Source organism: Streptomyces sp. NTD107, from assembly GCF_059510435.1.
Genome location: NZ_JCAJZV010000007.1, coordinates 1 through 19508, shown reverse-complemented (window position 1 = coordinate 19508; position 19508 = coordinate 1). Strand labels below are relative to the sequence as shown.

Below are 19508 nucleotides of genomic sequence, written 5' to 3'. Positions count from 1 at the left end.
TCACGCTGTCCGATGCAGAGTTGACCTTGGAAAGAAGGGGACACCGACCCATGCACGGACGGAACCTGCTGCGTACCGCCGCAGTCTCGATGGCCCTGGTGGCCGGACTGTTCGGTGCCGGTGGTGCCATGGCCGTCGACGCGGACCATGACGCGGCGCAGACCGCCAACTGGGAGATATCCCTGTCCGGGAACTCCCCCATCACATCGGTGTTCTCGGTCTCCGCCCCCGGCGAGGACGCCGCCTGGGCGGTCGGCAGCAAGGACGGGCGCGGCGTCGTCATGCGCTGGGACGGCACGAGCTGGCGCCAGGACACCGCCCCGGGGCTGCCCCGGGTGGGGCAGTGGTCCGCGGTCAGCGCCGTCGCCGAGGACGACGTGTGGGCCTTCGGCACCCTCGTACGGGACCCGGTGCTCGCCCACTACGACGGCGAGCGGTGGAGCACCGTACCCGCGCCGCCGCACATCGGGGACTCCTGGCCGGACGCGCCGGTCAAGGCCGTGCCCGGACGGCTCTTCGTGGGCGGGGAGGCCCTGCACACGTACGCCGACGGCGAGTGGACGGCCCTCGCCCTGCCCGAACTGGTCACCATCCGCGACCTCGACGCCCTCAGCGCCGACGACGCCTACGCGACCGGCATGAAGTACCCGGCGAAGACCGGCCATCCGGTCGCCTACCACTGGGACGGCACCGACTGGACCGAGCTGCCGACGCCGCCCGTCCCGGCCCGCACCGAGATCGACCGGATCACCGTCGCCGGACCCGGCGATGTGTATGTGGCGGGATACGCCGAGGGCGTCGACGCCACGCCGGCCGTGCCGGCCGTCACCCACTGGGACGGGACCCGGTGGCGGGACGTCACCGGGTCGCTCACCGAGCTGTATCTGCAAGCGATCACCACCGACGGCAACGGCGGCCTGTGGGTCAGCGGCATGGACCGGGGCGAGCCCGCCTACGCCCCGCCGGTGTTCTGGCACTACGACGGCACCGACTGGACCAAGGAGTTCGGCGCCTGGGCCACCGGCCCGGAGGCCCAGTGGCCCAGCTACTCCTTCTACGACCTGGCACCGGTCGGCGACACCGGCACGTTCTGGGCGGTCGGCGACTACTCCGCCACCCTCCCGGGCGGTAACGGTGTCGGCGGCGGGCTCATCCAGCGGTCGGTGTCCCTCGGCTGACCCGACCAGGTAACGGCACCGTGGGACAGGGCCGCACCGCGAACGGTGCGGCCCTGTCGCCGTCTGGCGTACGGAGAACCCGCCTGGGACGATATGTCTGGCATGCCGCCTCACGACTGGGGAAACCCATGGGCAAACAGGTCAGGTGCGGATCCACGAACACCACAACGGGAAAGCCCTGCCGGAACCCGGCGATGATCGGCTACTCCCGCTGCCAGCTCCACCGCGGCGAGTGGTCGGCGCGGCAGAAGCGGAAGACGAAGAAGAAGCGGTAGTCACCGCTCCGCGCCGATGCCCGCCAGGGTCAGCAGGAGGGACTTGACCTCCGCGGCCTCCAGGCGGGGTCGGGCGGAGTCGGCCGTGGAACACAGCAGCACCGGGCCGTCCTCGGGGGAGTCGGGAAGGCGGCCGTGGGTGCCGGTCACCCAGCTCGGGTCGAGCGGCACCACGTTCATCGCATAGCGCAGGCCCAGCTTCTTGCGCGCCAGGCCGGTGGCCGCCTGCAACCGGGCCCTCGGGTTGGCCGGGTCGAAGAACAGCTCGGCCGGGTCGTAGCCGGGCTTGCGGTGGATCTCCACGCCCCGGGCGAAGTCCGGGGCGTGGGCGTCGTCCAGCCAGTAGTAGTACGTGAACCACGCCTCCGGCTCGGCCACCAGCACCAGTTCGCCGGAGCGTTCGTGGGCCAGGCCGTACTCCGCCTGCGCCTCCTTGGTCAACACCTCCGCCACGCCCGGCAGTTGGGCGCACAGCTCCGCCACCTTCGCCAGGTCGTCCGCGTCCGGCACATACACGTGGGCCACTTGGTGGTCGGACACCGCGAAAGCCCGCGACACCCAGGGGTCCAGGTACTCCATGCCGTCCTGGGTGTAGACCTCCAGCAGGCCGGCCCGGCGCAGGGCCCGGTTGACGTCCACCGGTTGGCTCGCCTTCGTGATGCCGTACTCGCTCACCACGACGACCGTGGTGCCGGACGCCTTCGCGTCCGCCAGCAGCGGGGCCAGGACGCGGTCCACGTCCCGCGCCGCGCGGATCGCCTGCGGGCTGTCCGGACCGTAGCGTTGCAGGTCGTAGTCCAGATGCGGGATGTAGCTCAAGGTGAGGTCGGCGCGTGGCAGCAGCCGGCGGGTGGCCGCCACGATCCATTCGCTGGAGCGCAGCGAGGCGGTCGGGCCCCAGTAGTGGAACATCGGGAACGGGCCGAGTTCGGCGACCAGTTCGTCGTGCAGCCCGGGCGGCCGGGTGTAGCAGTCGGGGGACTTGCGGCCGTCCGCGTGGTAGACGGGGCGGGGGGTCACCGTCCAGTCGGTGTCCGCGCCCATCGCGTACCACCAGCAGATGTTCGCCACCTTGTAGTCCGGGTACACCTTGCGGGCCGCGTCCCAGACCTTCTCGCCCTCCACCAGGCGGTTGTGCTGCCGCCACAGATGGATTTCGCCCTGGTCTCGGAAGTACCAGCCATTGCCGACGATGCCGTGCCCGGACGGCGGCAGGCCGGTGAGCATCGAGGACTGTACGGAGCAGGTGACCGCCGGCAGCACCGGGGCCAGCTCGGCCTGCCAGCCGGCCGCGGCCACGGCGCGCAGGTTCGGGGCGTGGGCCAGCAGCCGCGGGGTCAGACCCACCACATTGAGCAGCAGGATGCGCTTGGGGGACATGGTTGTTGTCTCAGAGCTCCTTCAGATCTCCTGCAAACCCACGGCGAGCAGGGCTTTCCTGGTCCACTCCAGTTCGGCCGCCAGACCGTCCGCCAACTCCGCGGCCGTCGTCGGGCGGCGGTGTTCGGGCAGGACGGACCAGGTGTACGTCTCCACCTCCAGGTGGTCGGTCAGGGCCCGTGGGCCGGCCAGCAACGCGTGGAGAGCGGAGCGCAGATGAGGTGTCGTCGAGGTAAGCGGCGGTTCCGGCCGCTCGTGCAGCGGGGCGTGGAAGTGCACCCGCCAGCCACTGCCCTCATCGCCGCCCGGCAGACCGCTCAGCGCCTCGGGAAGATCGTCGCTCGCGCCGCCCGAGGCGTTGCGCACCTGATGGAGGAAACGTTCCTCCGTATACCGGGCCAGCGCCGCCCGGGTCGCGGCATCGGCCGGCGACGCCGCCTCCAGCGCCGCCGATACCTGCGCCTTCACCACCGGCAGCCCCGCCCCGGCCAGCCGGCCCACCGCCTCCCCCGGGTGCTCCCAGCCCACCGCCAGATGACACAGATCCAGGCACACACCGAGGCGGTCGGTGTCGATTCCCGACAGCTCGCGCACCGCGTCGGCCGTCGTCTCCACGACACAGCCGGGCTCCGGCTCGAACGCGACCCGGATCGTACGCCCCGTCTCCGCCTCGATCCTCGCCAAGCCGTCGGCCAGGCGAGCCAGTTTTTTACGGGCCAGGTCCGCCCGCACCCCGTCCCACGGATCGCGCCAGGCGAGCGGGACTGTGGAAATACTGCCGCGCGTGGCGTCATCCGGGAGCAGCGCCGCCAGCACCCGCGCGCAGTTGAGCGTGTAGGTCAGCCGGTCCTCCTCGGTCCAGTCCGGGTGGTAGACCGCCCTCTTCACCACCGGGGCGTGAAACCCCCGGTAGGGGAAGGCGTTCAGCGTCACCACCTCCAGGCCCTGGGCCGACAGCCGGCGGCGGAGGTCCCGCACCGCGGCCTCGTCCGCCGCCAGCCGTGCCGCCAGTTCCGCCGGGAGCCACAGCCCGAGGCCCAGGCGGGCGGCCCCGAGGCGGGCGCGGACGCCCGCCCCGTACACCTCCAGCTGGCGGTGCACGCCCGCGAGGTCCTCGGCCGGGTGGACGTTGGTGCAGTAGGCGAGATGGATCGTCGTGCCGTCCCGGTGTACGAACCTCATGCCACGTCCTTGCGTTCGCCGCGCAGGATCGAGTTGCCTTCCCACGTCGAGGCGGGGGCGTCGGCCGGCTCGTCCAGCAGCAGCCGGCCGCTCTGCGCGTAGAACTCCACCGGGTTGCGCCACAGCACCTGGTCGACCTCGTCCGGCGAGAAGCCGGCCGCCAGCATGGCCGCGCCCGTCTTCGCCGTCTTGAGCGGGTCACTGCGGCCCCAGTCCGCCGCCGAGTTGACGATCATCCGGTCCGTGCCGTACTCGGTCAGGATCCGGACCATCCGCTCCTCGTCCATCTTGGTGTCGGGGTAGATCGAGAAGCCCATCCAGCAGCCGGTGTTCGCCACCAGGCCCACCGTCACCTCGTTCAGGTGGTCCACCAGCACCCGCTCGGCGGGCAGCCCGCGGGCCGCCACCAGGTCCAGGGTGCGGCGGGTGCCGGCCGCCTTGTCGCGGTGGGGGGTGTGCACCAGGACCGGCAGGCCGTGCTCCACCGCCAGATCCAGATGGCGGGTGAAGATCTTCTCCTCCGCGTCCGTCATCGCGTCGAACCCGGTCTCGCCGACCGCGACCACGCCGTCCTTCGCCAGATAGCGGGGCAGCAGGTCCAGCACCCCGGCCAGCCGGGGGTCGTTGGCCTCCTTCGGGTTCAGCGCGATCGTGCAGTGGTGCCGGATGCCGAACTGGGCGGCGCGGAACCGTTCCCAGCCCACCAGGGTGTCGAAGTAGTCGCGGAAGGAGCCCACCGACGTACGGGGCTGGCCCAGCCAGAACGCCGGCTCGGTGACGGCGCGCACCCCGGCCTCGTACATCGCCTGGTAGTCGTCGGTGGTGCGGGAGGTCATGTGGATGTGGGGGTCGAAGATGCGCATCAGCGGTCGTTCCGTTCGATGAGGCGAAGGGCGTCTGCCGGGATGTCGCGGCCCGCCGCCCGGCGTTCCGTCACATAGGCGCGCGTCATCCGCGCCAGTTCGGGGTCGGGGTCGGCGCGTTCGGTCCAGCCGGTGATCGAGTCGAGCGGGATCTCCATGAACAGGCACTTCAGGACGCCGTGCCGCCACGCGTCGGGCGTCAGCCGGCGGGCGGCGTACGGGCCGAGCGCCGCCGCCACCAGCCGGGGGTCGTTCGTGCGCAGGGCGTCCGCCAGCAGCGGTTCCGCGCCCAGCCCGGCCAGCTCCGGTTCGTTCAGCGCCAGCAGCACCGCCCGCTTCTCGTCCGAGTCGCCGAAGTCGTACAACTCGGCCAGCAAGGTGCCGGTGAGCGTGCCGGCCCGGGCCGCCGCCGTCAGCAGGGTCACCCGGGCGGCGTCCGCCCGCTCCTTGCCGACCTCGCGGGCCACCGCCGGGAACCTGGTGATCAAGTCGGTCACAGCTTCGCCTCCGCGGCGCGCAGCGCCTCCAGGGCGCGGGCCGCCACCACCGGGGCGGCGTGGGCGTGGCGCGGGAGTTCCACGGCCACCAGGCCGCCGTAGCCGACCTCGCGCAGGGCGCCCAGCGTGGCGACCAGGTCGATGTCGCCCTCGCCGAACTCCAGATGGTCGTGGACGCCGGGCAGCATGTCGTCCGCCTGGACGTTGGCCAGCAGCGGGCCGGCCGTCCGCACGCAGTCCGCGGTGGCCGCCGGCTCGTTGCACACGGTGTGGCCGATGTCGATCGTGTAGCGCAGCGCGGGCGGCTCGCCGAGCCGGCGGCGCAGCTGTGTGACGCCGGCCAGCGTGTCGATGAACATGCCGGGTTCGGGTTCCACCGCGCAGACCACCTGGTGCGCCTCGGCCGTGCGCAGCACCTCGGCCACGCCCGCCGTCATCCGCTCCCAGCCCTCCTCGGGCGTCGTGTCCGGCGGCAGGATGCCGGACCAGAAGGAGACGGCCTGCGCGCCGAGATCGGCGGCGACCCGTACCGCCAGGTTCAGATACGCGACGCGGCGGTCGCGGCCCTCGCGCGAAACGAGGGTGGGCTCGTGCTTGTGCCACGGGTCCATGAGGAATCGGGCGCCGGTCTCGATCACCACCGCCAGGCCGAGCCGCTCCAGGCGGCGCGCCACGGCCGCCGTACGGGCGGCGAGGTCCGGTGCGAACGGGTCCAGATGGTGGTGGTCGAGGGTCAGCGCCACCCCGTCGTACCCGAGGCCGGCGATCACGTCGAGGGCGTCTTCGAGGCGGTGGTTGGCGAAGCCGTTGGTGCCGTAGCCGAAGCGCGGCTTGTCGGGGTCGGTCATGTGGGGGACACCTTTCGGGAGGCGAGGCGGGCCAGCCCGCCCAACGCGGTCAGCGCCCCGGCCAGCACGGGGGCGCCGGCCCCGGCGAGCAGCGCGGATTGCAGGGCCGTGACGCCGCGTACGCCGGTCCCGGTAGCGGCCCGTACGGTGCCGGCATGCCCCGGCGTACGCACCGCGCCGAGCTGTGCGCGCCCCACGGTGCCGACATAACCGGCCAACCCCCCGGCGACCGCCCAGCGGTCCACGGCCCGGCGCCCCGCGCCCGGGGCGGTGACCACCGGGCCGCCGGCCGGCCGGACCGCCGGGCCGTGCCCGGCGGTCGCAGCGGTGGAGGCCGCGGCACGCGCCACACCGGGCGGCTCGGCGCCGCCCGGTGCCGTACGGTCCGTACGGTCCGTACGGTCCGGGCGGGCCGTACGGTCCGGGCGGGGGGTGGCGGCCAGTGTTGCCGCCAGCGCCGTCGCCGTCAGGGCCGCGCCCGCCGTGCTGCGGGTTGTGCCGTGGACCTCGCCGCGGCTCAGCATCGTCACGCCCGCCGTGTGGGTGGCGATCGCCAGGGCCGGCAGGCCCGCCCGGCGCAGGTCGCCGCCCGCGCCCAGGAGCACATCAAGGCCGCGGGCCAGCGCCATCACGGCCGGGCCGGCCACCGTGCGCTGTGCCCACAGGTCGTACGTCCAGACCGTCGCGGCCAGCGGCACCGCGACCCGCAGCGCCTTCCGGCCGCCCGCCACCCCGGCCAGGGTCAGTCCGGCGCCGGTCAGCGCGGTGGCCAGTCCCAGCGCCTCGAAGGCGTCCACCCGCCCGGACGGGATCGGCCGCTCGGGGCGCTCCCGCGCGTCCAGGTCGGCGTCCGCGAAGTCGTTGAGCGCCATGCCCGCCAGATACAGGCACACCGAGGCGGCGGGCGCCGCCCAGGTCCGGCCGCCGTAGGGCCGGCCGGCCGCCGCCGCGCCCGCCAGGCTGTCGCCGGGGACGGTCAGCGCGGCGGGCAGCCGCAGCAGTTCGGCGGCGTCGCGCGGCCTCACGCGCCGTCCTCCTCGGCGCCGAGCGCCGCGCACCAGCCGGTCAGGGCCGCCCACTGCGTGCCGAGGTCGTGTTCGCCGGTGCCCGCCGGGTCCTTGAAGAAGAAGCCGAGCGCCGCGAGCGGACCTGCCTGCCCGGCCTGCTTCGCCCGCGCCGTGAGCCGCACCAGGTCCAGCACCAGCGGCGCGGCCAGCGCCGAGTCGCAGCCGCTCCAGGTGAATTGCAGCGACATGCGGGTGCCGAGGAAGCCCTCGAAGGAGACGTGGTCCCAGGCGGTCTTCCAGTCTCCGAGGTCGGCGACGTAGTCGATGTGCATCGGGCCGTCGACCCGGTGGCCGAGGATCGCCTCCAGGCCCTGGCCCTTGGTGCGCAGCTTGCTCTCGGCCGCCGCCGGGTCGGCCAGGGTGCGGCCGTCGCCGCCGCCCAGCAGGTTGACGGAGGCCCAGGACCGTACGGTGAGCGCCCGGTGGGCGAACATCGGGGCGAGCGCCGATTTCAGCAGCGTCTCGCCGGTCTTGCCGTCGGAGCCGGCCCACGGCAGGCCCTGCGCCAGCGCGAGCTCGGCGAGCGCGGGAAGGCGCGGGCCGGGGCTGGGGGTGAAGGCGACGACCGGGCAGCCGGCCCGGAACGCGGCGTACACGTACAGCGAGCTGGTGGGCAGCGGGGATTCGCCCCGGTCCAGGGCGGCCTCCAGCAGCTCCAGGGTGGACAGTTCGGGGGTGTCGGCGGCGGCCACCGGCGGTTCGGTGCTGGAGACGTCGACCACGACCACCTCGGCGAGGCCGTGCTGCTCCCGGAAGGCGGCGATGTCGTCCTGGATGCGGCGGGCCGCCGCCCGCTGGGTTTCGCCGCCGGGTCCGGCCCCGGGGCGTATCCGGGCGTCCGCCGCCGCGAGTTCGGTGGTCAGGGCGCGGGCCAGGGCGTCGGGGAAGACGCCGCCGGCGGCGAGTTCCTCGGCGCGTTTGGGGAGGGAGCCCTCGCCGACCTCGTGGCCGCCGGTGATGATGCCGGTGAGCGCGGGCAGCTTGGCCGCGGCCACCTCGGGCAGTTCGCTCACGCAGCCGTCCGGGGTGCCGAGCCCGGCGCGCAGCGCGAGGGTGCCGACCGTGGCGGTGGTCGCCACCGATCCCCTGGCGCCGATGAACCACGCCCCGATGCGTGGGGTGAGCGGTGACGGTGACATGTGCAGACCTCCTGGTCAGTGGTTCCGCTCGGGTGGCCCCGGCCCGTCGTCCTGTGGGCCGGGGCCACCCGGTCAATCCCCGGTCAATCTCCGGCTAATCACCGGTCGATCCCGGTCGGTCCTGATCAGTCACGATCATTCCCAGCTCAATCAGCGACGTACCGGATTGAGCGTGACCTCTGCGGTCCCGGTCAGCGGCGGCAGCCCGTCCACCCCCGGGTCGGTGTAACTCGCCACGAACACACCCTTGAGGTCGTCGTGATCGGGATCGTGCGAATCATCGGTGCCGGTGCGGATGCTGCCCTTGCAGCCGCGCGCCGTGGTCATCGGGTGGCCGTGGGTGTCATGGCCCAGGATGTAGGTGACCGTCACCCGTGCGCAGTCCACCGGCTGATCGTCCGTCACCGTCACCTCGAACTCGATGACATCGCCGAACCAGAACTCCTCACCGGTGACCGGCTTGATGAAGCTGACCTGCGGCGTGTCGTTCCCGATGACGATCTTCACCTCGGCGTTCGCCGACCGGCCCCGGTCGCGCCCGCCGATGTCCGTCACCCGCAGCGAGGCGGTGTAGACCCCGTTCTTCTTGTAGGTGAAGGTCGGGTTCGCCTTGCGCGAATCGATCTTGCCGTCCGAGTTGAAGTCCCAGGCGTACAGCAGCCGGTCACCGTCCGGGTCGTACGTGCCCTCGCTGGAGAAGTTGACCGTCAGCGGCGCGTGCCCGGTGGTCACATCGGCGGACGCCACCGGCACCGGGGTGTGGTTGCCGTTCTTCCCGATGTAGTCGATCCGGGCCAGCTGGGCCTCCGGGTTCTCGCTGAAGAAGCCCTTGCCGTACTCCAGGACGTACAGCGCGCCGTCCGGGCCGAACTCCATGTCCATCAGGGACGAGAACGGCATCCCCGGCAACACGTCCTCGACATGGCTGATGTCGCCCTGCCGGTTCAGCGTCAGGCCCCAGATCCTGTCCCGGGTGAACTCGAAGAACAGCGGCTTGCCCGCGTACTCCTTCGGCCAGGCCCGCGAGCCGGGCAGCTTGGCGGTGAGCCAGTCGTACTCGTACACCGGGCCGGCCATCGGGCCGATGCCGCCGGTGCCCAGCTCCGGGAACTCCGACGACTCGCCGTACCCGTACAGCAGCTGCGACGGCTCCACCGGCGGCAGCTCGCGCAGCCCGGTGTTGCGCGGCGAGTCGTTCACCGGGGCGGCACAGTCGAAGGGCTCGCCTGAGACACCGGTGGCGAAGTCGTACTCGACGTACGGCATGTCGGGCGAGACACAGTACGGCCAGCCGTGGTTGCCGGCCTGCCGCGCGGCGAACCACTTACCGGTGCCGGCCGGGCCGCGCTTCGGGTCGTCCACCCGGGCGTCCGGCGAGTAGTCCGCCACGTACAAGGTGTCGTCGCGCGGGTCGATCTCGATCCGGAACGGGTTGCGCAGCCCCATCAGATAGATCTCCGGCCGGGCGTTGGCCGTCCCCGGCTTGAAGAGGTTGCCGCGCGGGATGGAGTACGAGCCGTCCCGATTGACCTTGATGCGCAGCACCTTGCCGCGCAGATCATTGGTGTTGGCGGAGGTGCGCTGCGCGTCGTACGCCGGATTGCGCTCCGGGCGCTCGTCGATCGGGGTGTAGCCGGCCGAGTCGAACGGGTTGGAGTCGTCGCCGGTCGACAGCAGCAGATTGCCGGCCCGGTCGAAGACGATGTCGCCGCCGACGTGGCAGCAGATGCCCCGGTCGGCCGCCACCTCGATGATCTGCTGCTCGGTGCTCAGATCGAGCTTGTCGCCGCGCAACTGGAAGCGGGAGAGCCGGCTGACGCCCTCGAACGGCTCGAAGTCCTCGGGGGAACCGGTGATCGGGGCATCGCCCTCGTTGATGTCCGGGGTCGCCGGGTCATCGGTCGGGGTGTCCAGCGGGGGCGCGTAATAGAGATAAACCCAGCGGTTGGTGACCCCGTTGAATCCGGGGTCGATGGCCACCGCCTGAAGGCCCTCCTCGTCGTGCGTGTACACGTCGAGGGTGCCGGCCAGCGTATTGAGGCCGTTGCGCGGGTTGTTGAGCCAGACCTCGCCGCCCCGGGTGGTGTGCAGCACGCGGCCGTCCGGCAGGACGGCCAGCGCGATCGGCTCACCGGGGCTGTCGTTGAGGGTGACCTTCTGGAATTCGGAGGCGGGGGTGGGGGGAGTCGGGTCAGGGTGCGGGTGCCCGTCGTGGGCGGTCGCCGCGGCGGGTAGGCTCAAAAGCGCGGCCGTCATGGCGGCCACCCAGGCGGTCAGGGTCTTTTTTCTTCGCATTGCATCCCCAATTGGTGCATTCTGCGGTTTGGCCGGCGGTCGAGCCCGCGCCGTCGTTCGCGTGCCGGCGAACGACGGCAGGGCTCACCCGGCGGCGGTCGTCCGGCCGCCGCCGGGAGCAAAAAGGGGTGGTGCCTACTTGCCGCCGCGCAGGTAGCCGTAACCCACCCGCGCGGTCTCGATCGGCGTCACATCGGGGCGGTCGTTCTCCACGATGTACTCCTTGACCTGGTGCGCCTTGAAGATCCTCGGGAAGTCGATGATCCCGGTGCCCAGGTCGGAGGTGTCCCCGTCCACCGCGCTGCGGTCCTTGACGTGGTACTGGAGCACGGACTGCGGAGCCGCGCGGATCACATCGAGGGAGAAAGCCTCCAGATCGCGCTCGCCGGTCTCGTACGCGGCGGTCGCCGTCCAGTAGAGGTCGATCTCCAGGTGGACGTAACGCGGGTCGAGTTCCGCGGTGAGGATGTCCCAGGGGGTACGGCCCCGGCCCAGGTCGGTGGTCCACTCGTGGGCGTGGTTGTGATAGCCGTAGCGCAGGCCGGCCCGGCAGGCGGCCCGTGCCTCGACGTTCATCCGCTCGGCCCAGCGGCGCCAGTCGTCCGCGTTGGCGGAGGCCAGGTAGGGCACGTTCATGTACTTCTGGCCCAGGGTGCGGGCGTTGTCGATCTTGGTACGCAGCGCCGCGTCGCTGTCGCTGATGCCTTCGTGGCTGGAGGTGGCCCGGATGCCGAGCCGGTCGTAGAAGCGGCGCAGTTCGCGGGCGGTACGGCCGTAGTAGCCGAGCGCCTGCTCCACCTTGGTGTAGCCGATGCGGGATATCTGCCGCAGCGTCTCGTCGTACCCGGGCTGGCCGCCGAGCGCGTCGCGCATCGTGTACAGCTGGATGCTGATCTGGCCCGGCGGCACCAGCGGCTTGCGGCCGTTGCCGTGGCCGTGGCCGAGCCCGGGACCGGAGTTGCCCTGGGCGGCGGCGGCCGGGGTCGCCGCGAGCGCGGTGGCCGCCCCGCCGGCGGCCAGCGCCCCGGCGCCGAGCGCCACGGCCGCGCCGCGCAGCATCGAGCGGCGGCCCATGCCGCGCGCGGCCAGTGACTGGGTGAGCGTTCTGTCTCCGTCGAATCCGTAACACATGACGGCTCCTGTGGGTTGGGGGGTGTGGTCCGCGGGGGTCAGGTGGCGGGAACCGGGACGGCGGTCCACACGCCGCCCCGCTCCGCGCTCTCCTCCACCGCAGCGAGCAGCCGCTGCACCCGCAGCCCGTCCGCGAAGGACGGCAGCGGGTCGGTGCCCTCGGCGATGGCGGTCAGCAGGTCGACGGACTGGTGGGCGAACGCGTGCTCGTAGCCCAGGCCGTGGCCGGGCGGCCACCAGGCGTCGAGATAGGGGTGTTCGGGCTCGGTGACGAGAATCCGGGTGAAGCCCTGGGTGAGGGAGCCGGCGGTCGCGTCGTGGAAGTGCAGGACGTTCAGGTCTTCGAGGTCGAACGCCAGGGACCCGAGGGTGCCGTTGAGCTCCAGTCGCAGCGCGTTCTTGCGGCCGGTGGCGTACCGGGTCGCCTCGAACGACGCCAGCGCCCCGCCGCCGAGCCGCCCGGTGAACACGGCCGCGTCATCGACGGTCACCCGCCCCGTACCGCCGCTGCCGTCGGCCAGCGGGCGCTCGGGCACGAAGGTGTCGGTGAGCGCGCTCACCCCGGTGATCGCCTCACCGGTGACGTACTGGGTGAGGTCCACCGCGTGCGCCCCGATGTCGCCCAGCGCGCCGGACCCGGCCCGCTCGCGCGACATCCGCCAGGTGTACGGGGCGGCGGGGTCCGTCAGCCAGTCCTGGAGGTAGCGCGCCCGTACGTGCCGCAGCTGCCCGAGCCGGCCCTCCGCGACGAGCCGGCGGGCCAGGGTGAGGGCCGGGACCCGGCGGTAGGTGAAGCCCAGCATCGCCCGGACACCGCGTTCCCGCGCCGCGTCGGCCGCCGCCGCCATGGCCTCGGCCTCGGCGACGGTGTTGGCGAGCGGCTTCTCGCACAGCACATGCTTGCCCGCTTCCAGGGCGGCGATCGCGATCTCCGCGTGGGTGTCGCCCGGGGTGCAGATGTCGACGATGCCGACGTCGTCGCGGGCGATGAGCGCACGCCAGTCGGTCTCCACGACGGGCCAGTCGAAGCGATCGGCCAGCTCGCCGGCGGCCCGCGCGTTCCGCCCGCCCAGGGCGGCGAGGCGCGGGCGCAGCGGCGGATCGAAGAAGCTTCGGGCATTGCGCCAGCCCTGGGAGTGGGCCGCGCCCATGAAGCCGTAGCCGATCATGCCGATGCCGACCGTTTCAACGGTGCGCCGGGCTGGTGGCGTGCTGCCGGGCGAGCTGTTCAGTGAGCTCATGGAGCCTTCCTTCGGGGCGGGTTGGGCGCTGTCGAACGCCGCGTGTGAGCGGCGGGCGTCAGGACTCGAAGCCCATCGGGAGGTACTGCTCCAGGTTGTCGGCCGTCACCACGGGGGCGTCCAGCACGATGCGGCGCGGGACCTCGATCTGGACCAGGTCGGACATGCCGCGGCCCTGGGCGATGAGGCGGGCCAGCTTGATGCCGTCGGCGGCCTGGGTGGCCGGGTAGATGACGGTGGCCTCCATCTCGCCGGCCTCGATCCAGCGCATGGCGTTGGCGGAGCCGGCCCCGCCGATGAAGAAGAACTCGTCGCGATCCGCGTTGTCGAAGGCCGCCTTGACGCCGACCCCCTGGTCGTCGTCGTGGTTCCAGATGATGTCGATGTGGCTCTGCGCCTGGAGGAGGTTGGAGGCGGCGCTCTCCCCGGATTCGACGCTGAACTCGGCGGCGACCCGGTTGTCCACGTTCTGGCCGCAGGCCGCCAGCGCGTCGGCGAAGCCCTGGGAGCGCTCCTGGGTGAGCGGCAGCGAGTCCATGCCGGCGATCTCGGCGATGACGGCGTCCGAGCCCAGGTTGTGCTCGGCGACCAGACCGCAGGCGTACGCGCCGGCGGACACGCCCATGCCGTAGTTGTCACCCAGCAGGGTGGTACGGGCTGCGGCGTCGTCGGAGAACTCGCGGTCCACGTTGATCACCGGGATGCCGGCTTCCATGGCCTCGATGGCGATCTGGGTCAGCGCCGCGCCGTCGGTGGGCAGCAGCACGATGGCGTCCACGCCGTCGTTGATGAAGGTCTCGATGTGGCTGATCTGGGTGCTGGGGTCGTCGGTGCCCTCGGCGACCCGCAGTTCGACGTCGGAGTACTGGGCGCCCGTCTCCCGGGCGAAGGTGTTGATGGCGCCCATCCAGCCGTGGCCGGCGGCGGGTCCGGAGAAGCCGATGACGACCTTCTCGCCGGGGTCGTCGTTGGAACTGACGGCGCCGGGCGTGGCGTTGCTGTCACCGTTGCCGCTGCTGCCGGTGGAGTTGCTGGTGCAGGAGGCGAGCAGGCCGACAGTGGCGACGGCGGCAACGGCCAGGGCGATCTTTCTGGGCATGACAGTCTCCGGTGCGTAAGGGGGGAAGCGGAAGGAAGTGCGAGCGCGCGAACGAACGAGGTACGGCTGTTACGGCGTACGGCTGTTACGGCGTACTGCCCCGGGCGGCCACCCGCTGCTGGAGCAGCACGGCCGCGACGATGATCAGACCCTTGGCCACTGCCTGGGTGGAGTTGTTGAGGTTGTTGAGCGTGAACACATTGGTGAGTGTCTGGAAGATCAGCACCCCGAACACGGTGCCGACGATCGTGCCCCGCCCGCCGCTGAGCAGCGTGCCGCCGATCACCACGGCGGCGATGGCGTCCAGTTCGTACAGCCCGCCGTGGGTCGCGGTGCCGGACGTCGTGCGGGCCAGCAGCATCACGGCGGCAAGTCCGCAGGCCAGGCCGACCAGTACATAGAGGATGGTGGTGTGGCGCCGTACATTGATGCCGGCCAGCCGGGCGGCCTCCGGGTTGCCGCCGATGGCGAGGGTGCGGCGGCCGAAGGTGGTGCGGTTGAGCAGCACCCAGCCGCCCGCCGCCACCAGCGCGAAGATGATCACCAGCACCGGGACGCCCAGCACCTTGCCGCCGAAGAAGTCGATCAGGCCGCGCTCGGTGACCAGTTGGGTCTTCTTGTCCGAGATGAGTTCGGCCAGGCCGCGCGCCGCCGCCATCATGGCCAGGGTGGCGATGAACGGGGCCATCCGCCCGTACGAGATCAGCAGTCCGTTGATCAGCCCGGCGCCCCCGCCGACCAGCAGCGCGGTGAAGACGATCACGATCCAGTGGAAGTCGGCCGCCATCTGCTGGGTGGCCAGGGTGGAGGCCCACACGGAGGCCAGTGCCACCAACGCGCCGACCGACAGGTCGATGCCGCCGCCGGTGATGACGAACGTCATCCCGATGCTGATCACACCGATGACGGAGGCCAGCCGCAGAATCGTCATCATGTTGTCGAAGGTGGCGAACCGGTCGGCCCCGGCCGTCACCGTGCCGATCACGATGAGCAGCAGCAGGGCTATCACCAGGCCCAGGATCTGCCCGGCGGAGCCGCCGAACAGGGCGCCGAACCGGCCGCCGGGGCCGCCGCCCGTACTCTTCCCGCCGGGTGCGGTGCCGGGCCGCTGCTCCCCGGTCTCCGAGCCGCCGCCCTGGGCCTCGGCGTGTGTCTGCGCGGTCACGCCGCATCACCTTCCATTACGAGGTCGAGCACGTGGTGCTCGTCGATTTCGGCCGCCGCCGACTCGGCGACGATCCGCCCGTCGGCGATCACCAGCACCCGGTCGGAGAGGCCGATGACCTCTTCGATCTCGCTGGAGACGAGGACCACCGCGATGCCCTGGCCGGAGAGTTCACGGATGAGGGCGTAGATCTCGGCGCGCGCGCCGACGTCCACGCCCCGGGACGGCTCGTCGAGAAGCAGCACACGGCAGCCGCGCAGCAGCCAGCGGGCGAGCACGATCTTCTGCTGGTTGCCACCGGACAGGGTGCCGACCGGACGGGTGACCCCGGCCGGACGGAGGTCCAGCGCCTCGGTGTGCTCGGCCGCCGCCGTACGTTCGCCGTCGTTGTCCAGGAAGCCGGCCCGCTGGAACCGGGCGAGGGAGGCGAGGGTGATGTTGCGGTAGATGGCGTCGCCCAGGATGAGCGCCTGGCTCTTGCGTTCCTCCGGGCAGAACCCGATCCCGGCGGCCATCGCGGCGCCGACCCGCCCCGGGCGCAGCCGCTCGCCGGCCACGCGCACCGTACCGGCGGTGGACTTGCGGGCGCCGTACACCGTCTCCAGGATCTCGGAGCGGCCGGAGCCGACCAGCCCGGCCAGGCCGATGATCTCGCCGGGTCGGACGCTGAAGGAGATGTCGCTGAACTCCCCCTTGCGGGAGAGCCCTTGCACCTCAAGCACGGGGGCCGGGCCGGCCACGTCCGGTGCCGGAAGCTCCGCCCGCTCGGGGAAGACGTACTCGATGGACCGCCCCGTCATCAGCCGGATGATCTCGGCGGTCGGGGTGTCGGCGGCCGGCAGGCCCGTGGCGACGGTGCGGCCGTCCTTGAGGACGGTGATGCGGTCGCCGATCCGGCGGATCTCCTCAAGCCGGTGCGAGATGTAGATGATCGCGATGCCCTCGGCGGCGAGGTCGGCGATGACGTTGAACAGCCGGCCGACCTCCTCCTGGTCGAGGACGGCGGACGGCTCGTCCATGATGATCAGCCGGGCGTCGTGGGACAGGGCCCGCGCCATCGAGACGATCTGCTGGCCGGCGGCGGAGAGCGTGCCGACCTCGGTGGTCGGCGACATCTCGGGGTGGCCGAGCCGCTTGAGCAGGTCGGCGGTGGCGGCGTTGATCCGCCGGCGGGCGGTGAAGCCCCACTGCGCCCGCTCGTGCCCGAGGTAGATGTTCTCGGCGACGGTCAGACCGGCCACCAGGTCGAGTTCCTGGTAGATGGTCGCGATGCCGCGGTCCAGGGCCGCCTGGGGGCGGGGGAAGCGGACTTCCCCGCCCTCCCACAGAATCCGGCCGGCGTCGGGCTGGTGCGCCCCGGCCAGCACCTTGATCAGCGTGGACTTGCCCGCGCCGTTCTGGCCGAGGAGGCAGTGCACCTCGCCCGGCAGGACGTCGAGGTCGATGCCGTCGAGGGCGCGTACGCCGGGGAAGTGCTTGACGATGCCGTGCATCGTCAACAGCGGTTCGGCAGCGTCCGGTGCCGGGGACGGGCCGGACGCCTTCGGTGGGCCTGTCATGGCCGTCAACGTAGGGAGGCTTTTGCCGGGAGTCAATAGAAAGTGCAGCAGTTTGTGCGGGAAGATCGGGTGGTACAAGACGTAAGCCCCCTGCGTTGTATCGTTCAGCATGCGCTTACGGTCCGCATTCGACAGAAGGGCAGGGCACACCATGGCGGAGGCGGAGGACGGCCAGCCATCGGCCGGGCAGGCGGCGGGCGCGGCCACGCTGCTGCGGCTGATGCGGGACGGCCGGCCCCGTACCCGGGCCGAACTCGTCGCCGAAACCGGCATGGGCCGCTCCGCCGTCGCCGAACGGGTCGACACCCTGCTCGCCTCCGGACTGCTCACCCAGACCGACAACGCCCGCTCGACGGGCGGCCGGCCACCGTCCACCTTCGTCTTCAACGCGGCCTCCCGGGTGGTGCTGGCCGCCGACGTCGGGGCCACCCACGCCAAGACGGCGGTCACCGACCTGTCCGGGACGGTGCTGGCCGAGGAAGACCTGGCCCTGGAGATCGCGACCGGGCCCGAGACCGTACTCAAGCAGGTCAGCGAACACGGCGAGGCGCTGCTGGGCGCGGCCGGCCGGGACCGCACCGACCTGCTCGGCATCGGCATCGGCCTGCCGGGCCCGGTCGAACACGCCTCCGGCAAGCCGACCAACCCGCCGATCATGCCCGGCTGGGACGGCTTCGACGTCCCCGGCTACGTACGCGAACTGCTGGGCACCAGCGTGCTCGTCGACAACGACGTCAACCTGATGGCGCTCGGCGAACACCGCACCCAGTGGCCCGAGTGGCAGCACATGATCTACGTCAAGATCGCCACCGGCATCGGCAGCGGCCTGATCGCCGACGGGCGGCTGCACCGGGGCGCCAAGGGCGTGGCCGGCGACATGGGCCACGTACAGCTGCCGGACCAGGACGTGCCGTGCCGGTGCGGCAACACCGGCTGCCTGGAGGCCCTGGCCAGCGGCGCCGCGCTGGCGGCGCGGCTGACCGAGCTGGGCATGCCGGCCCACAGCAGCGCGGACGTGGTCGCCCAGGCCAGGAACGGCTCGGTGACCACCCTCAAACTGATCCGCCAGGCCGGCCGCCACATCGGCGAGGTGCTGGCCACGGCCGTCAGCCTCTTCAACCCCTCCGGCATCGTCATCGGCGGCGCCCTCTCCCAGGCCGGCGAACACCTGGTCGCGGGCATCCGGGAGGTCGTCTACCAGCGCTCGCTGCCGCTGGCCACCCAGGACCTGCGCATCGTCCAATCGGCGGCCGGCGAACGCGCCGGCGTCTACGGCGCGGCGGCCATGGTCGTCGAACACGCCTTCACCCCGGCGGAGTTGCCACCCCACCTGGCCCCGACCGGGCGCTGAGAACGGTCATTCGGTACGGGGCGGCTGCGCGGGGAGCGGCGGAATCCCCGACCGGAGGCCGAGCTGCGCGGCGGTCCGCTGCAACGCGGCTAACCGGGGGGTGTCCACCCCGTCCACCGTCTCGGGGAACATCCCCTGCCACAGCCCCTCCGCCGTCAGCCCGGGACCGGCCGACGCCCGGGCGCGGGTGAGGGCCAGCTCGCGCAGGGCGTCATCCGTCCACACGAGACGCAGCTCATCGCCGTGGAACTTGTCGCCCTCGCCGAAGGACAGCGAGTCGTAGATGTCGGAGCGCAGAAACAGCAGCGTACGGACCGCGCTCCCGTACCGCCCGGCGGCGTGCTTGGCGGCCAGCAGCAGGCCGATGATCATCGAATTGCTCTCGGAGTCGGCGGACCACACCTGCTCCAGCTGATCCACGAGCAGCAGCAGCGGCTCGTGCGCCGTGGCGCACCCCAGGTCGGTGAGGGCCTGGGCCACGCCCTTCTCCACGACCTCCAGTTGCCGTGCGGCGCGGGCGCCCTCCGACGGCTCGTGGGCGAGTTCGACGCCCGCCTTGATGCCGAACGCCTCCAGCGACAGCGCCGTCTGGAACCGGCCGATGCCCTGGGCGAGCCGGGCGTCGGAGAGTTCGTCGTTCTGTTTCAGGAAGCGGTGCAGGTTCTTGAGCGAGTCGGGCTTGCGGCGGTGCGCGTCCTTGGCGTGGCCGACCACATGGCGGGCGGCGTGCACGGCGAAGACGTAGCGCCAGATGAGTGACTTGGCGGAGTCACCGGACTGGCCTTGCAGTTCGAAGCGCCGGATCCGGTCCCCGGCGGCGTCGTCCGGCGTGATCAGGGCCTTCCCGCCGGCGTGCACCCCGTCGGCCATCAGATGCATGCAGATGGCGCTCTTGCCGGACCCCTTGCGGCCGATGATGAGCATCTTGCGCCCGGAGAGGGCCGCCCGGGTGGCGTGGGTGGGGAGGAACCCGCCGCGCAGCAGCAGCCCGTCGGCGACGTCCCGTTCGGCGTCCTCCCGCCCGAAGTACAGATCGGCGAGCAACGCGCCCCGCCCCTGGCTCCGCCTCCGCCCCCGCACTGCCATCGCGGCGCCTCCAGGTCGTCGTCATCGTCCGCCGGCCGACGGACGGCACCTCTCCGCCATCGTCTCAAGTGATCGGCGAACGGCAGGGGCGGAACCACGAAAAAAGCTGGGCCCCGCGGCTCCGGAGAATCCAGAACCACTGGGACCCACCG

Annotated in this window: 16 protein-coding genes; 2 read left to right on the top strand and 14 right to left on the bottom strand. The window is 72.0% G+C overall.

Annotated elements, in window-relative coordinates; translation table 11 throughout:
• Positions 1–50 precede the first annotated feature (50 nt).
• Positions 51–1178, top strand: a complete 1128-nt coding sequence (locus tag AC5WRL_RS15915) for a hypothetical protein (RefSeq protein WP_496089184.1) — start codon at positions 51–53, stop codon at positions 1176–1178.
• Positions 1179–1453: 275 nt separating this feature from the next.
• Here the strand turns inward: AC5WRL_RS15915 and AC5WRL_RS15910 are convergent, their stop codons facing one another.
• From AC5WRL_RS15910 to AC5WRL_RS15850, 13 genes are all read right to left on the bottom strand, one after another.
• Positions 1454–2833 (bottom strand): alkaline phosphatase family protein, encoded by a 1380-nt coding sequence (locus AC5WRL_RS15910; RefSeq protein WP_496089183.1) that lies wholly within the window; start codon positions 2831–2833, stop codon positions 1454–1456.
• 21 nt (positions 2834–2854) lie between these two features.
• Positions 2855–4015: a metabolite traffic protein EboE gene (gene eboE / locus AC5WRL_RS15905; protein ID WP_496089182.1), complete on the bottom strand. Its 1161-nt coding sequence runs from the start codon at positions 4013–4015 to the stop codon at positions 2855–2857.
• The gene (locus AC5WRL_RS15900) at positions 4012–4878 is read right to left on the bottom strand and encodes a TatD family hydrolase (RefSeq protein ID WP_496089181.1); all 867 of its coding nucleotides are present in this window, start codon (positions 4876–4878) and stop codon (positions 4012–4014) included. Before AC5WRL_RS15900 ends, eboE begins: the two co-directional genes overlap by 4 nt.
• Positions 4878–5375: an EboA domain-containing protein gene (locus AC5WRL_RS15895; protein WP_496089180.1), complete on the bottom strand. Its 498-nt coding sequence runs from the start codon at positions 5373–5375 to the stop codon at positions 4878–4880. The genes AC5WRL_RS15900 and AC5WRL_RS15895 overlap by 1 nt, the downstream gene beginning before the upstream one ends.
• Complete coding sequence (locus AC5WRL_RS15890) at positions 5372–6223, bottom strand: sugar phosphate isomerase/epimerase family protein (protein ID WP_496089179.1); 852 nt, start codon at positions 6221–6223, stop codon at positions 5372–5374. The genes AC5WRL_RS15895 and AC5WRL_RS15890 overlap by 4 nt, the downstream gene beginning before the upstream one ends.
• Positions 6220–7248 carry an SCO3242 family prenyltransferase gene (locus tag AC5WRL_RS15885; RefSeq protein ID WP_496089178.1) on the bottom strand — a complete coding sequence of 343 codons (1029 nt, stop codon included), beginning with the start codon at positions 7246–7248 and terminating at the stop codon, positions 6220–6222. The genes AC5WRL_RS15890 and AC5WRL_RS15885 overlap by 4 nt, the downstream gene beginning before the upstream one ends.
• Positions 7245–8429, bottom strand: a complete 1185-nt coding sequence (locus AC5WRL_RS15880) for an inositol-3-phosphate synthase (RefSeq protein ID WP_496089177.1) — start codon at positions 8427–8429, stop codon at positions 7245–7247. Before AC5WRL_RS15880 ends, AC5WRL_RS15885 begins: the two co-directional genes overlap by 4 nt.
• Before the next feature lie 150 nt (positions 8430–8579).
• Positions 8580–10724 carry a PQQ-dependent sugar dehydrogenase gene (locus tag AC5WRL_RS15875; protein ID WP_496089176.1) on the bottom strand — a complete coding sequence of 715 codons (2145 nt, stop codon included), beginning with the start codon at positions 10722–10724 and terminating at the stop codon, positions 8580–8582.
• Positions 10725–10859: 135 nt separating this feature from the next.
• Positions 10860–11855: a sugar phosphate isomerase/epimerase family protein gene (locus AC5WRL_RS15870; protein ID WP_496089175.1), complete on the bottom strand. Its 996-nt coding sequence runs from the start codon at positions 11853–11855 to the stop codon at positions 10860–10862.
• A gap of 38 nt (positions 11856–11893) precedes the next feature.
• Entirely contained in the window at positions 11894–13096 is a 1203-nt protein-coding gene (locus tag AC5WRL_RS15865) for a Gfo/Idh/MocA family protein (RefSeq protein ID WP_496089174.1), read from the bottom strand.
• Between the two features lie 58 nt (positions 13097–13154).
• A complete protein-coding gene (locus AC5WRL_RS15860; protein ID WP_496089173.1) occupies positions 13155–14195 on the bottom strand; it encodes a substrate-binding domain-containing protein in 1041 nt (346 codons plus the stop codon).
• 85 nt (positions 14196–14280) lie between these two features.
• On the bottom strand, positions 14281–15360 hold the full coding sequence (locus AC5WRL_RS15855; RefSeq protein ID WP_496089172.1) for an ABC transporter permease: 1080 nt from the start codon (positions 15358–15360) through the stop codon (positions 14281–14283).
• Positions 15357–16919, bottom strand: coding sequence for a sugar ABC transporter ATP-binding protein (locus AC5WRL_RS15850; RefSeq protein WP_496089171.1), 1563 nt, complete (start codon positions 16917–16919; stop codon positions 15357–15359). The genes AC5WRL_RS15855 and AC5WRL_RS15850 overlap by 4 nt, the downstream gene beginning before the upstream one ends.
• A 151-nt stretch (positions 16920–17070) precedes the next feature.
• On the opposite strand from AC5WRL_RS15850, the gene AC5WRL_RS15845 reads away from it, so the two are divergent.
• Complete coding sequence (locus AC5WRL_RS15845; protein WP_496089170.1) at positions 17071–18270, top strand: ROK family protein; 1200 nt, start codon at positions 17071–17073, stop codon at positions 18268–18270.
• A gap of 6 nt (positions 18271–18276) precedes the next feature.
• On the opposite strand, the gene AC5WRL_RS15840 is transcribed toward AC5WRL_RS15845, so the two are convergent.
• A complete protein-coding gene (locus tag AC5WRL_RS15840; protein WP_496089169.1) occupies positions 18277–19314 on the bottom strand; it encodes a P-loop ATPase, Sll1717 family in 1038 nt (345 codons plus the stop codon).
• Positions 19315–19508 lie beyond the last annotated feature (194 nt).